General features: G+C 73.6%; 12 protein-coding genes. 7 read left to right on the top strand and 5 right to left on the bottom strand.

Annotated features, from left to right (window positions below):
* The first annotated feature begins 22 nt into the window (after positions 1–22).
* Together ACIBAI_RS01695 and ACIBAI_RS01690 are read left to right on the top strand one after the other, a co-directional pair.
* Positions 23–1,474: an FGGY-family carbohydrate kinase gene (locus ACIBAI_RS01695; protein ID WP_399030411.1), complete on the top strand. Its 1,452-nt coding sequence runs from the start codon at positions 23–25 to the stop codon at positions 1,472–1,474.
* The gene (locus ACIBAI_RS01690; protein ID WP_399030410.1) at positions 1,471–2,187 is read left to right on the top strand and encodes a histidine phosphatase family protein; all 717 of its coding nucleotides are present in this window, start codon (positions 1,471–1,473) and stop codon (positions 2,185–2,187) included. Before ACIBAI_RS01695 ends, ACIBAI_RS01690 begins: the two co-directional genes overlap by 4 nt.
* A 38-nt stretch (positions 2,188–2,225) precedes the next feature.
* Here ACIBAI_RS01690 and ACIBAI_RS01685 read toward each other — a convergent pair whose 3' ends face one another.
* Together ACIBAI_RS01685 and ACIBAI_RS01680 are read right to left on the bottom strand one after the other, a co-directional pair.
* Positions 2,226–2,873 (bottom strand): superoxide dismutase, encoded by a 648-nt coding sequence (locus ACIBAI_RS01685; RefSeq protein ID WP_399030409.1) that lies wholly within the window; start codon positions 2,871–2,873, stop codon positions 2,226–2,228.
* A gap of 152 nt (positions 2,874–3,025) precedes the next feature.
* Positions 3,026–4,405, bottom strand: a complete 1,380-nt coding sequence (locus ACIBAI_RS01680) for an amino acid permease (RefSeq protein WP_399030408.1) — start codon at positions 4,403–4,405, stop codon at positions 3,026–3,028.
* Positions 4,406–4,769: 364 nt separating this feature from the next.
* Between ACIBAI_RS01680 and ACIBAI_RS01675 the strand changes: the two genes are divergently transcribed.
* Positions 4,770–5,351, top strand: a complete 582-nt coding sequence (locus ACIBAI_RS01675; RefSeq protein ID WP_399030406.1) for a biotin transporter BioY — start codon at positions 4,770–4,772, stop codon at positions 5,349–5,351.
* Between the two features lie 206 nt (positions 5,352–5,557).
* On the opposite strand, the gene ACIBAI_RS01670 is transcribed toward ACIBAI_RS01675, so the two are convergent.
* Entirely contained in the window at positions 5,558–7,057 is a 1,500-nt protein-coding gene (locus ACIBAI_RS01670; RefSeq protein ID WP_399030405.1) for an amino acid permease, read from the bottom strand.
* Positions 7,058–7,262: 205 nt separating this feature from the next.
* Here ACIBAI_RS01670 and ACIBAI_RS01665 point away from each other — a divergent pair, with 205 nt between their 5' ends.
* Entirely contained in the window at positions 7,263–7,748 is a 486-nt protein-coding gene (locus tag ACIBAI_RS01665) for a ribose-5-phosphate isomerase (RefSeq protein WP_399030404.1), read from the top strand.
* A gap of 52 nt (positions 7,749–7,800) precedes the next feature.
* Positions 7,801–8,625, top strand: a complete 825-nt coding sequence (locus tag ACIBAI_RS01660; protein ID WP_399030403.1) for an Fpg/Nei family DNA glycosylase — start codon at positions 7,801–7,803, stop codon at positions 8,623–8,625.
* Positions 8,626–8,649: 24 nt separating this feature from the next.
* Here ACIBAI_RS01660 and ACIBAI_RS01655 read toward each other — a convergent pair whose 3' ends face one another.
* Entirely contained in the window at positions 8,650–9,891 is a 1,242-nt protein-coding gene (locus ACIBAI_RS01655; protein WP_399030401.1) for a GNAT family N-acetyltransferase, read from the bottom strand.
* Positions 9,892–10,053: 162 nt separating this feature from the next.
* Here ACIBAI_RS01655 and ACIBAI_RS01650 point away from each other — a divergent pair, with 162 nt between their 5' ends.
* Both ACIBAI_RS01650 and ACIBAI_RS01645 read left to right on the top strand, forming a co-directional pair.
* Positions 10,054–11,232: a PP2C family protein-serine/threonine phosphatase gene (locus tag ACIBAI_RS01650; RefSeq protein ID WP_399030400.1), complete on the top strand. Its 1,179-nt coding sequence runs from the start codon at positions 10,054–10,056 to the stop codon at positions 11,230–11,232.
* Positions 11,233–11,296: 64 nt separating this feature from the next.
* A complete protein-coding gene (locus ACIBAI_RS01645) occupies positions 11,297–11,722 on the top strand; it encodes an HD domain-containing protein (protein ID WP_399030399.1) in 426 nt (141 codons plus the stop codon).
* Between the two features lie 16 nt (positions 11,723–11,738).
* Here ACIBAI_RS01645 and ACIBAI_RS01640 read toward each other — a convergent pair whose 3' ends face one another.
* Positions 11,739–12,959: an acyltransferase family protein gene (locus ACIBAI_RS01640; RefSeq protein ID WP_399030398.1), complete on the bottom strand. Its 1,221-nt coding sequence runs from the start codon at positions 12,957–12,959 to the stop codon at positions 11,739–11,741.
* Between the last annotated feature and the right edge of the window lie 452 nt (positions 12,960–13,411).

Here is a 13,411-nt window from a genome sequence, read left to right as displayed (position 1 = left end):
ACGTGACGTGCGGGAGGCCCGGATGGCGGAGGACGGCGAGGCGTGGCTGGGCGTCGACCTGGGCACGCAGGGCGTCCGCGTGCTGGCCGTCACCGCCGGCGGCGCGGTCCTCGGCCGCGGCGCCGCCCCGCTGGACGGGCGGCGGGCGGGCCGACGGCACGAGCAGGACCCGCGGCGGTGGTGGGAAGGGGTGTGCACGGCGTCCCGGGCCGCGCTGGCCGGGCTGACCGGGGTGCGGATCGCCGGGCTCGCGGTGTGCGGGACGTCCGGGACGGTGCTGCTGACGGACGGGGCGGGGCGGCCGGTGAGCCCGGCCCTGATGTACGACGACGGGCGGGCGGCCGGCGCGGCGGCGCGGGTGCGGGCGGCGGGGCCGGCGGTGCAGGACACCTGGGCGCTGCCGAAGGCGGTGTGGCTCGTCGAGGCGTACGGCCCCGGGCGGGTCGCCCACCAGCCCGACGTGATCACCGCCCGGCTGGTCGGCCGCCCGGTGCCGGCCGACTCCAGCCACGCCCTCAAGACCGCCTACGACGTGGAGCGGGACGCCTGGCCCGAGGCGCTGCCGCTGCCCGAGGGCGCGCTGCCCGACGTGGTCCGCCCCGGCACCCGCCTCGGCGAGGTCTGCCGGGCCGCCGCCGACGCCACCGGCATCCCCGCCGGAACCCCGGTGATCGCCGGCATGACCGACGGCTGCGCGGCCCAGATCGCCTCCGGAGCCCTGCGGCCCGGGGCCTGGAACTCGGTGCTCGGCACGACCCTGGTCCTCAAGGGCGCCGCCCCGGAGCCCGTCCGCGACCCCGCCGGCGTCGTCTACAACCACCGCGCCCCGGACGGGAGCTGGCTGCCCGGCGGGGCGTCCAGCGTGGGCGCCGGGGCGCTCACCGCGCGCTTCCCCGGGGCCGACCCCGCCGCCATGGACGCGCGGGCCGCCGCCCACGAGCCGTCCGGCGCGGTCGCCTACCCGCTGGTGTCGCCGGGGGAGCGGTTCCCGTTCCGGGCGCCGGACGCCACCGCCCTGCTGCTGGGCGAGCCCGCCGGGGACGCCGACCTGTGGGCGGCGCTGCTCCAGGGCGTCGGCCTCGCGGAACGGCTCTGCCTGGACTACCTGCACCACCTGGGCGCCCCGCTGGACGGGCCGCTCGCCTTCACCGGGGGCGCCGTGCGCAGCGCGTACTGGAACCAGCTCCGCGCCGACATCCTGGGCCGCCCGGCCCTCATCCCCGAACAGCCCGAACCGGCCCTGGGCATGGCGGCGCTGGCCGCCTACGGCACCGGCGCCGCGCCCACGCTCCCCGACGCGGCCGACGGCATGGTCCGCGTCCGCACCGTCGTCCGCCCCCGCCCCGCCCGCACGGCCCGTTACGCCGGGCCGTACGCTCGCCTCGTCGACGCCCTGCGGGCCCGCGGCTGGCTGCCCGATCCGGTCGCGGCCCACGCACTCCACCGCCTGGACCGGGACACCGCGGACCGATGACCACCACCCTGTTGCTCGCCCGGCACGGGCAGACCGTCTGGCACGCCGAGAACCGGTACGCCGGGTCCAGCGACGTCGCCCTCACCGACACCGGGCGCGCGCAGGCCGAGGCGCTCGGCCGGTGGGCCGCCGCCCACCCCGTCGACGCCGTGTGGACCTCCCCGCTGTCCCGGGCCGTGGCCACCGCCGAGCCCGCCTGCCGCGCCCTCGGCCTGACCCCGCACCGCGAGCCGGACCTCAGGGAGTGCGACTTCGGCGTGGTGGAGGGCCGTACGCTCGCCGAGTTCGCCGCCGAGGACCCCGAGCGCGCCGCCGCCTTCCGCGCCGACCCGGCGGCCCGGCCCTTCCCCGGAGCGGAGGATCCGCGCGCCGCGGCCGACCGGGGCGCCGCCGCGCTGCGCCGCATCACCGCCGCCCACCCCGGCGGGCGGGTCCTGGTGGTCGCCCACAACACCCTGTTCCGCCTGGTCCTGTGCCGGCTGCTGGCCATTCCGCTGAGCGAGTACCGCCGGGTCTTCCCGCGGCTGCGCAACGCGGCGGTGAGCGAGGTGCGGTGGGACGGGCGCACCTCCGCCGCCCTGCTCTCGCTCAACGTGCCGTGCGAAGAGGCCGCGCCGCGGCACCGGCCGCCGGGCCCCGGGGCGCGGGGAAGCCCCCGCGAGTCCTGTCCCCGCAGGGGCTTCCTTCCTTCCGCCCGCCCGCGTGAAGGGTGAGAAGACGATCACGAGGCGGGACGCTCCGCGGCGCGCCGTCAGGGCGCGAGCAGCAGCACGTCGGCGCGGGACCTCGCGGCCGCGTAGCGCCGCGCCACGTCCTGCCAGTCGACCACCTGCCACATGGCCTCGACGAAGTCCGCCTTCTGGTTGCGGTACTGCAGGTAGAAGGCGTGCTCCCAGGCGTCGAAGACCAGGATCGGCGTCGATCCCTGGCCGACGTTGCCCTGGTGGTCGTAGACCTGTTCGACGATCAGCCGCCCGCTCAGCGGCTCGTACGCCAGCACGCCCCAGCCCGAGCCCTGGGTGGTCGCGGCGGCCTTGGACAACTGGGCCTTGAAGTGCGCGAAGGAACCGAAGGACTCGGTGAGGGCGTCCGCGAGCCCGCCCACGCCGTCGGCGGCCAGCGGCTCGCCGCCGCCGTCCTTCGGGCCGGTCATGTTCTGCCAGTAGATCGAGTGCAGGATGTGGCCGGAGAGGTGGAAGGCCAGGTTCTTCTCCAGACCGTTGACCGCACCCCACTGCTCCTTGTCCCGCGCCTCGGCGAGCTGCTCCAGCGTGTCGTTGGCGCCCTTCACATAGGCCGCGTGGTGCTTGTCGTGGTGCAGCTCGATGATCTCGGGGCTGATCACGGGAGCGAGCGCGGAGTAGTCGTACGACAGTTCGGGAAGCGTGTAGACGGGCATGGCGGATCCCCTCCGGCCTCTTATTGCAAAAAGGTTGCAAGTGCACGCTAGCAGCAAGAGGGTAGGGGCAGGCGCCCGGGAACGCGAGAGGGCCCCCGCACGGAACCGTCCTCCGTGCGAGGGCCCCCGTCGGCTGCCGCGGGCCGGTGCGGCTAGGCGCGGGCGCGCGCCCGCTGCCGGGCGTAGCCGACGGCCGCCAGGAACAGGGCCATGCCGCCCGTCGAGTACAGCTGCACCCGGGTGCCCGGCTCCCGGGCCATCAGGACGAAGACCGCCGCCATGCCGGCCAGCGCGACCCACGTCAGCCACGGGAACGCCCACATCCGCACGGCCAGCCTCTCCGGCGCCTCCCGCTCCAGGCGGCGGCGCAGCCGCAGCTGCGAGACGGCGATGAGGATCCAGACGACCAGGATCACCGCGCCGATCATGTTCAGCAGCCAGGAGAAGACGTCGTCCGGCCGCCAGTAGCTCAGCAGCACGCACAGGAAGCCGAAGACCGAGGAGGCCAGCACCGCGATCCGCGGCACCCCGCCCGACACCCGGCCCAGCGCCCTCGGCCCCTGCCCGCGCTCCACCAGCGAGTAGGCGATGCGGGAGGCGCCGTAGACGTTGGCGTTCATGGCGGACAGCAGGGCGACCAGCACGACGACGTTCATCAGCTGCCCGGCGCCCGGGATGCCGAGCTCGTCGAGGGCGGCGACGTACGGGCCCTTCTCGACCACCGCCGCGGAGTCCCAGGGGACGAGGGTGACGATCACCGCCATCGAGCCGATGTAGAACAGCGCGATCCGCCACATCGCCGTGCGGACGGCGCCGGCCACGCCCTTGACCGGGTCCTCGGACTCGGCGGCGGCGATGGTGACCGTCTCCAGGCCGCCGTAGGCGAAGACCGACGCGAGCAGGCCGACGACCAGGCCCTCGCCGCCGTTCGGCAGGAAGTCGGTGAGGTGCGCGGCGCCCGGGGAGTCCGTGCCGGGCAGCAGGCCGGCGATCGCCAGCACCCCGAGCACCAGGAACAGCGTGATCGCGCCGACCTTGAGCGCGGCGAACCAGAACTCGAACTCGCCGAAGTTCTTCACGGCGGTCAGGTTGGTGCCGCAGAACACCACCATGAACAGGGCCACCCACGCCCACTCGGGCGTCCCCGGCAGCCAGCCGCTGACGATCTTGGCGGCGCCTATGCCCTCCAGCCCGACGGCCGTGCACAGCAGCACCCAGAACGACCAGCCCGCGGTGAAACCGGCCCACGGCCCGATCGCCCGCTCCGCGTGCGCGGAGAACGAGCCCGACGAGGGATACGCGGCCGACATCTCGCCCAGCATCCGCATCACCAGCATCACGAGGAGGCCGGAGAGGGCGTAGGCGAGGACGATCGACGGCCCGGCGGCGGCGATGCCCGCGCCGGACCCGACGAACAGGCCCGCGCCGATCACGCCGCCGAGGGCGATCATCGACAGGTGGCGCTGCTTGAGGCCGTGGGAGAGGGAGGTGTCGTCCGCCGGAGGCGGCGTTCCGACGTTGGTACTGGGCATGGAGCGGCTCGTCCCGTACGTAGAGGGGGCAAAAACGCCACACAGTCTGGGCGGTGCGCCGGGGCCGGGCCAGGCACGGCCCACCATGCGGACGCGCGCACCGTCGGGGTGGGCGGCCGGTGACGCGGGTGCTGTGCGGTTTGTTTGGTGGAACTCTACAGTCCGGGCCGGGGACGGCGGTGTGACCGGAACGTCCCTGCCTCAGTGACCGGCATCACGTCGCGCCGGGTGTAACGCGCGGTCTTTGTGCGGAGCCCACCACGGTCGCGATCCCGCCTTTGTCGAGCGCTGACGGTGTTGGCCGCGCGGGCGCCGGTATAGCGTCACCGTGTCCCCTTCTGCCCAGACCACTCGCGGAGTCTTCATGAGCACCGCCGTTGTCCCCGCCCGCACCGGCCAGGTCCTCGCCGACCTCCTCCCCGCCTCCCGAGTCCGGGACGCCGCCCTCGTGCTCGGCGGCGCCGCGCTCACCGGCCTCGCGGCCCAGATCGCGGTGCCCGTGCCGGGCTCCCCGGTGCCGGTGACCGGTCAGACCTTCGCCGCGCTGCTCGTCGGCACGGCCCTCGGCGCGGGCCGCGGCTTCCTCTCCCTCGCGCTGTACGCGCTGGCGGGCGTCGCCGGCGTGCCGTGGTTCGCGGACGGGGGCTCCGGAGCCGGCCTGCCCTCCTTCGGATATGTCCTCGGCCTGGTCCTCGCGGCCACCGTCGTGGGCGCCCTGGCCCGCCGCGGCGCCGACCGCTCGGTGTGGCGCACGGCGGGCACGATGGTGCTGGGCGAGGCGGTCGTCTACGCCCTCGGCGTGCCGTACCTGGCCCTGGCCACCGGCATGTCGGCGTCCGCGGCGATCGCGGCCGGCCTGACCCCGTTCCTGGTCGGCGACGCCCTGAAGGCCGCCCTGGCGATGGGCCTGCTGCCCACCGCCTGGAAGTTCGTCGACAAGCGCTGACGCCGGAGGCACCGCGGAAGAGGTTCGCCGGGTCGAGCGGGACTCGACCTGCGCGAGCCTCTTCCGCGTTTTCGCGTCGTACCGCCCTCCGGTCTCCTCGCCCGCTCCCGGCACGACGGCCCCGGCGGGCCGGGCCCCGGTGAACACGGCGAGGGGGCCCGCGGTGTGCACCGCGGGCCCCTCGGAGCCGTCCGGGACGGCCGGCGTCAGCGGGTCGGAACCTCGTCGGAGGCGGAGGCGTCGTCGGCGGCGGGCGCCGCCACGGCGGCCGCCCGGCCGCCCCGGACCCTCTCCCTGACGAAGGCGATGCCGAGCACGATCGCCGCGACCAGCAGCGACAGCAGCATGGTCCGCCGCCCGTCGTGCTCGGTGTCGGTCAGCATGTAGCCCAGCACGAACACGATCAGCGCGGCGGTGGCCCAGGTCAGGTACGGGTACAGCCACATCTTCACGACCAGCTTCTCCGGCGCCTCCGCCTGGATGATCTTCCGCATCCGCAGCTGCGAGAAGCAGATCACCAGCCACACGAACAGCGCGACCGCGCCGCTGGAGTTGACCAGGAAGAGGAAGACGGAGTCCGGGAACTTGTAGTTGAAGAAGACGGCGACGAAACCGAACACCACCGAGGCGATGATCGCGGTCCGCGGCACACCGCGCGAGGTGGTCCGGGCGAACGCCTTCGGCGCGTCCCCGCGCTCACCGAGCGAGAAGGCCATCCGGGAGGCGGTGTACAGCCCGGAGTTGAGGCAGGACAGCACCGAGGTCAGCACGATGAAGTTCATGATCTGGCCGGCGTGCGCGATGCCGAGGGAGTCCAGGGCGGCGACGTAGGAGCCCTTCTCGGTGATCGACTCGCTGTCCCACGGCAGCAGGGACACCACGACGAAGATCGACCCGAGGTAGAAGACGGCGATCCGCCAGATGATGCTGTTGGTCGACTTGGTCACGGCCCGCTGCGGGTCCTCGGACTCGCCGGCCGCCAGCGTGGCGATCTCGCTGCCCATGAAGGAGAAGACGACCAGCAGCACGCCGGTGAGGATGGCGCCGGGCCCGTTGGGCAGGAAGCCGCCGTGCTCCGTGAGGTTGGAGAGCCCGGCCTGCTCGCTGTCGACCCCCGGCAGCACCCCGAACACGGCCAGCCCGCCGACGACGATGAACGCGGCGATCGCCACGACCTTGATCCCCGCGAACCAGAACTCGAACTCGCCGTAGGAGCCGACGGAGACCAGGTTGGTGGCGGTGAGCACGACCATCACGATCAGCGCCCAGCCCCACTGCGGTACGGCGGGGATCCACCCTTCGAGGATCACGGCGCCCGCGGTGGCCTCGACCGCCAGCACGACCACCCAGAAGAACCAGTACAGCCAGCCGATGGTGAACCCGGCCCAGGGACCGAGCGCCCGGTCGGCGTGGGCCGAGAACGACCCGGACGAGGGATGGGCGGCGGACATCTCGCCGAGCATCCGCATCACCAGCACCACGAGGGTGCCGACGAGGGCGTACGACAGGAGGATGCCGGGGCCCGCGGTGGCGATGCCGGAGCTGGAACCCACGAACAGACCGGCCCCGATGACACCACCGATGGCGATCATCGACAGATGGCGGTTCTTGAGCCCGGCCTGAAGCCCGGACCCGCCGGGCGCCCCCGTCTGTGCGGGGCCTCCAGGACCGTTTCCGGCCACCTTCGTTGTCGGCTGCGAAGTCATGGAACGGATTTCCTTTGCGCCGGGGGAGCTGTTTCCCGTACGAGCGGCGTACGAGCCGGACCAGTGAATCCGAGGTGAAGGGATTCTTGAACCTTTGAATCCAGATTGTTACTTGAGGTTTTCCTGAGCTTCTGTAACGTGCCTCACGTTCCCGCGGCCGACACCCGGCGCGACTGCCCGGATACAGGCGTGTCACACTCGGACCATGCGCGTGTACCTCGGCTCGGACCATGCCGGCTACGAACTGAAGAACCACCTCGTCGAATGGCTGAAGGAGGCCGGTCACGACCCCGTCGACTGCGGCCCCCACATCTACGACGCCCAGGACGACTACCCGCCCTTCTGCCTCCGCGCGGCCGAACGGACGGCCGCGGACCCCGACGCCCTCGGCATCGTGATCGGCGGCTCCGGCAACGGCGAGCAGATCGCCGCGAACAAGGTGAAGGGCGTCCGCGCGGCCCTGGCCTGGAGCGAGGAGACGGCGGCGCTCGGCCGGCAGCACAACAACGCCAACGTGGTCGCGGTGGGCGCGCGCATGCACACGCAGGACGAGGCGACGAAGTTCGTGGAGACGTTCCTGAACACCCCGTTCTCGGGCGACGAGCGCCACATCCGCCGCATCGACATGCTGGCGGCCTACGAGACCACCGGCGACCTCCCCCCGATCCCGCCCCACCACCCGCAGCAGTAGTCCCCGGGAGCGCACGGAAGCACGCGGGAAGAGGAAGGGAAGAGGAGACGCCGTGCCTGAGGGGCACACGATCCACCGGCTGGCCCAGGACTACGCCGCCGCCTTCGCCGGCACGGCCCCCCGGGTCACCAGCCCCCAGGGCAAGTTCGGCGACGCCGCGGCCCTCCTGGACCGCACCCTCCTCCACACCGCCGACGCCCACGGCAAGCACCTCTTCCTCGGCTTCCGCGACCCCGCCCCCGACCACACCGACTGGGTCCACATCCACCTCGGCCTCTTCGGCAAGGTCGCCTTCGGCGCGCCCCCGGCGCCCCCGCCCGCGGACACCGTCCGCCTCCGCCTCGCGGGCGACACGGCCTACGTCGACCTGCGCGGCCCCACCACCTGCGCGCTGATCACCCCCGCCGAGAAGCGGGCGATACACGCCCGCCTCGGCCCCGACCCCCTCCGCCCGGACGCCGACCCGGACGCCGCCTACGCCCGCGTCCGCCGCAGCCGCACGCCCGTCGCCGCGCTCCTGATGGACCAGAAGGTGATCGCCGGCGTCGGCAACGTCTACCGCGCGGAGGTCCTCTTCCGGCACCGCATCGACCCCTACCGCCCGGGCCGGGACGTCACCCCCGCCGAGTGGGACGCCCTGTGGGCCGACCTCGTCGAGCTGATGCGCGAGGGCGTGCGGAACAACCGCATCGACACCGTCCGCCCCGAACACACCCCGGAGGCGATGGGCCGCCCGCCGCGCGTCGACGACCACGGCGGCGAGGTGTACGTCTACCGCAGGGCGAACCTGCCCTGCCACGTCTGCGGCGGCGAGATCCGCACCGCCGGTCTCGCCGCCCGCAACCTCTTCTGGTGCCCGGACTGCCAGAAGGACTGACCCGGGCCGGTTTCTGACCCGGCGTCAGAACCCGTGCGGCAGCCAGGGCGCCACCGTGGACGCGAACCCCACCGACGCCTCCGCCAGCGCCCCCTGCCGCAGCTCCCGCACCCGCCCGGCCGCGCCCAGCGCCGCCAGGCTCACGCCGCCGAGGTACGCCTCCGCCAGCTCACGCGCCGACAGGGCCAGGTCCGCCGCGTCCGACGTCCGCGCGCAGGACGCCCCCTTGGCGTCCCCCGACAGCCGCCAGCGCCCCGCGTTCCAGGGGCAGAAGGCGTCCTCCACCTCGAACACCACGTCCACCGGCGCCTGGTAGGTCCGCGCCTGCAGCGCGGCCCCCACGTCCACCAGGCGCACGTGGCCCTGGTCCCGCAGCCGCAGCCGGCAGCGCCGGATGTCGGACACCTGGTACTGCCACGCCTCGTCGACCGGCCGCCCGTTCACCACCAGCGTCGTCGTCAGGTCGATGCCGAACAGGAAGCGCCACAGCGCCGCCTCCGTCGCCGGGTCGAGCGCGTACAGGTCCTTCAGGATCACCGTGCCGTCGTGCCCGGCCGGCCCCCAGCCGAGCCGCACCCGGAACCGCGCGAACCCGGTGGTCCCGCCGTCCCGCGAGGCGACCACGCACTGCAGCGGCGACGCCCCCTCCCGCGCGCTCTCCGGGTCCAGCAGCCCCAGCCGCTCCCAGCCGGGCCGCCGGGCCAGCATCCCCGGGCGCCGCGGCACCACGTGCGCGTAGACCGCCTCGCAGGCCTCGAGGACGTCCGCGGGCGCCGCGTACCGCAGCCGCACGTCGTCGGTGCCGGGCGGGACCGCCAGCCGGACGCGGCCCGTGTCGATCTCCGCGCCGAGCTGGAAGGACGCGGCGCCGTACCCGAACCGGCCGTAGATCTCCGGCTCGGAGGCGGTCAGCACGGCCAGCGGCTCGCCCCAGGACCGCACGTCGTCCAGCTGCCGCCGCATCATCGAGGTCAGGATGCCGCGCCGGCGGTGCGTGGCGGCGACGCTGACCCCCGTGACGCCCGCCGCGGGCACCGAGGCGCCGCCGGGCACGGTGACCCGGAAGCTGAACGCCCCCGCCGTCCCGACGCACTCGTCACCGTCCCACGCGCCCAGGGAACGGTCGTGCTCGGTCAGGGAGTCCCACAGCTCCCGCTCCTCGTCCGGTTCGGGGACCCCGCTGAACGCGCGGATCAGGTTGCCGTACCACTTGTCCCAGTCCTCCGGCCGCAACACCCGCAGTTCGGCCGTATGTCCAGTCGCCATGGGCCATGCCTATCAGGGCCTTCCGGAGCGGGCGAGGGAATTTTCCCGGGGCGGCGGCGCGGCGGCCTCCGGTGCAGTTCACTGTGAAGTCGGCCCTCGGACGGGGGACAAGTGGGACCTCCCGTGCCAAGGATCCGGTCCGATGGATAGGGTCCCGAACTGATGACAGCAGGACGAGAGCGGCGAGCGGCAGCCGAGACGTTCACGGCCCGGTGGAGGAAGCAGTGGCACCGGGCCCGCGTCGGCATGCGCAGAGCCGCCGTCGACCACTTCCGCGGCGACGGCTCGGACTGGGTCGCCCTGGCCGGCCTGCTGCTCACCGTCCCGCTGATCGCCGCGGCGACGCTGGCGAACTCGGTGTGGTTCTCCCCGGCCGCGCTGGTGCTGCCGATCGTCGTCGGCGGCCTGCTGCTGCGCCCGGCGAGCCTGCTCGGCCTGTACGCGGCGGCGGCCACGGCGCTGATCGTGGAGTCGGTGCGGCTCGGACCGTACACGGAGGGGCCGTCCCGGGTCACCCCGGGCGTGGTCCTCGTGGTCGCCGCCTGCGGGTTCTTCGGGCTGCTGCTCGCCCAGTTCCGCAGCCGGGTCGGCGTGCCCTGGCGGCGCGGCGGCACGATGCTGTTCGACCTGCGCGAACGCATCCGCGTGCAGAGCAAGCTGCCGAAGCTGCCGCAGGGCTGGCACCGGGAGATGGCCCTGCGCCCGGCGGGCGGCCAGTCCTTCTCGGGCGACTTCGTGGTCGCGGCCCGCACCAACGGCGGGCGCACGCTGGAAGTGGTCCTCACGGACGTCTCCGGCAAGGGCATGGACGCGGGCTCGCGCGCCCTGCTGCTGTCGGGCGCCTTCGGCGGCCTGCTCGGCAGCCTGCCCCCGCACGCCTTCCTCCCGGCCGCCAACGGCTACCTGCTGCGCCAGGACTGGGAGGAGGGCTTCGCCACCTCCATCCACCTGGTCCTGGACCTCGACTCCGGCGACTACGAGCTGTACTCCGCGGGCCATCCGCCGGGGCTCCAGCTCAGCGCGGGCACCGGCCGCTGGGAGGAGAAGGCGGCCGAGGGGCCGCTGCTCGGCGTGTACGACGGGGCCCAGTTCGACCCCGTGAAGGGCACGCTGCGCCCCGGGGACGTGCTGATGCTGTTCACCGACGGCCTGGTGGAGACCGCCGACCGCGACATCGTGGAGGGCATCGACCGTCTCACCGGCGAGGCCGACCGCTATGTCGCCGGCGGCTTCCAGGGCGCCGCCTGGCACCTCATCGAGGCGGTGGCGAAGGACGTCAACGACGACCGGGCGCTGCTGCTGATCTGCCGCGAGGGCCCGACCGCGGCGGCGGCCCGGTGAGGGCGCGCCCGGCACCGGGGGACGCCGGAGGGGCGGAGACGTTCCGTACCTGACGCTCGCCGAGGTGGAGGCCGTCGCCCGGGCCGCCCACGCCGGGCAGACCGACAAGGCGGGGCGGCCGTACGCCGAGCATCTGCGGGCCGTCGCCGAGGGCGTGCGGGAACGCGGCGGCGACGCCGACCAGATCGCGGCGGCCTGGCTGCACGACGCCGTCGAGGACGGCGTGCTGTCCGGGCAGTGGCTGCGCCGGGCCGCGCTGAGCAGTCGTACGAAGGACATCGTGCGCGCGGTCACCAAGCGGGCGGGGGAGCCGCCCGAGGCGTACGCCGCGCGCATCCTCGCCACCCCGGGCGCGCTGCTGGTGAAGGAGGCGGACCTGGCGCACAACGCCGACCCGGCCCGCCTCGCGCTGCTCGACGAGCCCACCCGCACCCGGCTGGCCGGGAAGTACGCGCGGATGCGCGCACTCCTCGGCCTGGGCAGGTCCTGAGCGGGGCGCGTCCGGCTCAGGCGCCGGTGCCGGTCTTCTCCCGCGCCCCGGACGCGCCGGCCCTCTCGCGCTCCCGGGCCGGTTCCGCCGCGTCGCGCTTGAAGGCCCACTCCATCCTCGGCTCCATCGCGAACCGGAAGACCCGCCGCACGGGCCGGGTGCACAGCAGCGTCACCGCCGCCGCCGCGAGGACGGTCACGAGGATCTGGCCGAGCGGGTGGTGCAGCCAGGCGTGGTCGAACCAGCCCCGGTAGTCACCGGCCTTCACCAGGAAGCCGTGCAGCAGGTAGCCGTACAGCGTGCCCGCGCCGAGCGCCGTGAACCAGAAGTGACGGCGCGGCACCCAGGCGAAGAAACAGGCGGTCAGCAGCAGCGAGCAGCCGAACAGCGCGAGCACCATGACCGGCCCGGCCCACCAGGGCGCGCCCAGCTCCTGCGCGGCGTCACGGTGGTAGAACCAGGCCGTGTTCATCCGCGGCACCGTCCACCAGCTGACCGCCAGCGCCACCGCGAACACCGGCACCGACGCGATCCGCACCGACCGGCGGCGCACCAGCTGGAAGTGCTCGGCCTTCATGCACAGGCCCAGCACGAAGAACGGCAGGAACTGCAGCACCCGCTGCAGGTCGAGGTCGTCACCGATCTCCGGCGTGACGGTGGCCAGCATGGCGACGCCGAGCGCGATCGGCAGCGGCCGGCGCACCAGCTTCCAGATCGGGGTGGTCAGCCGCCAGATGAACAGCGCGCACAGGAACCAGGTCAGGTACCAGGGGTCCAGGAGGCTGATCTCCTGGCCGGGGTCGTCGTCGACGACGCGCTTGAAGAGCGGGTAGGCGGTCTCGAACAGGACGTACGGGACGGCGACGCCGGTGATCAGCCGCTTGAGCCGGTCGGGGCGCATGTCGAAGCTGCGCGAGAAGAAGCCGGAGATGACGATGAACGCCGGCATGTGGAACGCGTACACGACCTGGTACACGGCTTCGAGGATCCGGCTGTCGCCCTTGAGCGGCTCCCAGGCGTGGCCCATGGCCACGAGCACGATCGCCAGGTACTTGGCGTTGTCGAAGAACGCGTCGCGCTGCTTGCCGGACGCCGCCGGCTGCGGCTGTTCGCGCGGGTCCCGCCCGGCGCTCCGGTTCTGCGGCGAGCGCCGGGGGCCCGGCACTCCCGCCGCCGGGGGCCGTGCCGGGGGAAGCGGCGTCCTGCGGTTGCCGTACGGTCGCAGCGAGTTCGTCACGGACCCTCCCACCAGGAACTCGGGAAGGCTGTCCGGGACCTCGCTGCTCTTGCGGGGGACGAGGCAGCGTGGAACATCTGAGGCACCCTAGCGTCGGCTCTGCGATTTCGTAAAACCCTCGACGTCATTCCTGCGCGGGCCGTGCGAGTACCCGGTATTCCGAGAAGGAAGGCATCGGCGCCGGCGTGACGGCGCGCACACGGCCGGGTTCCGGGCGGACGCGTCATGCGATCCCCTGTGCACCCCGGGGCGTCCCGCTTGTCGCGATTCATCATGATCAATCAACCCGTGAGGCCGGCAGGTGACTACAGCGGAATGTCCGTTTCCGCGGTCTCCCGGCACCGGTCGGTCCATTCCCCGACGTGTCCGTGACGACAATTCGGAATATCTGCGGGCGCGTTGTGGGGACGGGGAAAAGGCGGGGTGGAATTCCCCGCGCGGGGGCGTCCTCG

This window comes from Streptomyces sp. NPDC051041 (genome assembly GCF_044456065.1).
Taxonomy (GTDB): domain Bacteria; phylum Actinomycetota; class Actinomycetes; order Streptomycetales; family Streptomycetaceae; genus Streptomyces; species Streptomyces glaucus.
This window is presented reverse-complemented; position numbering and strand designations above follow the sequence as displayed.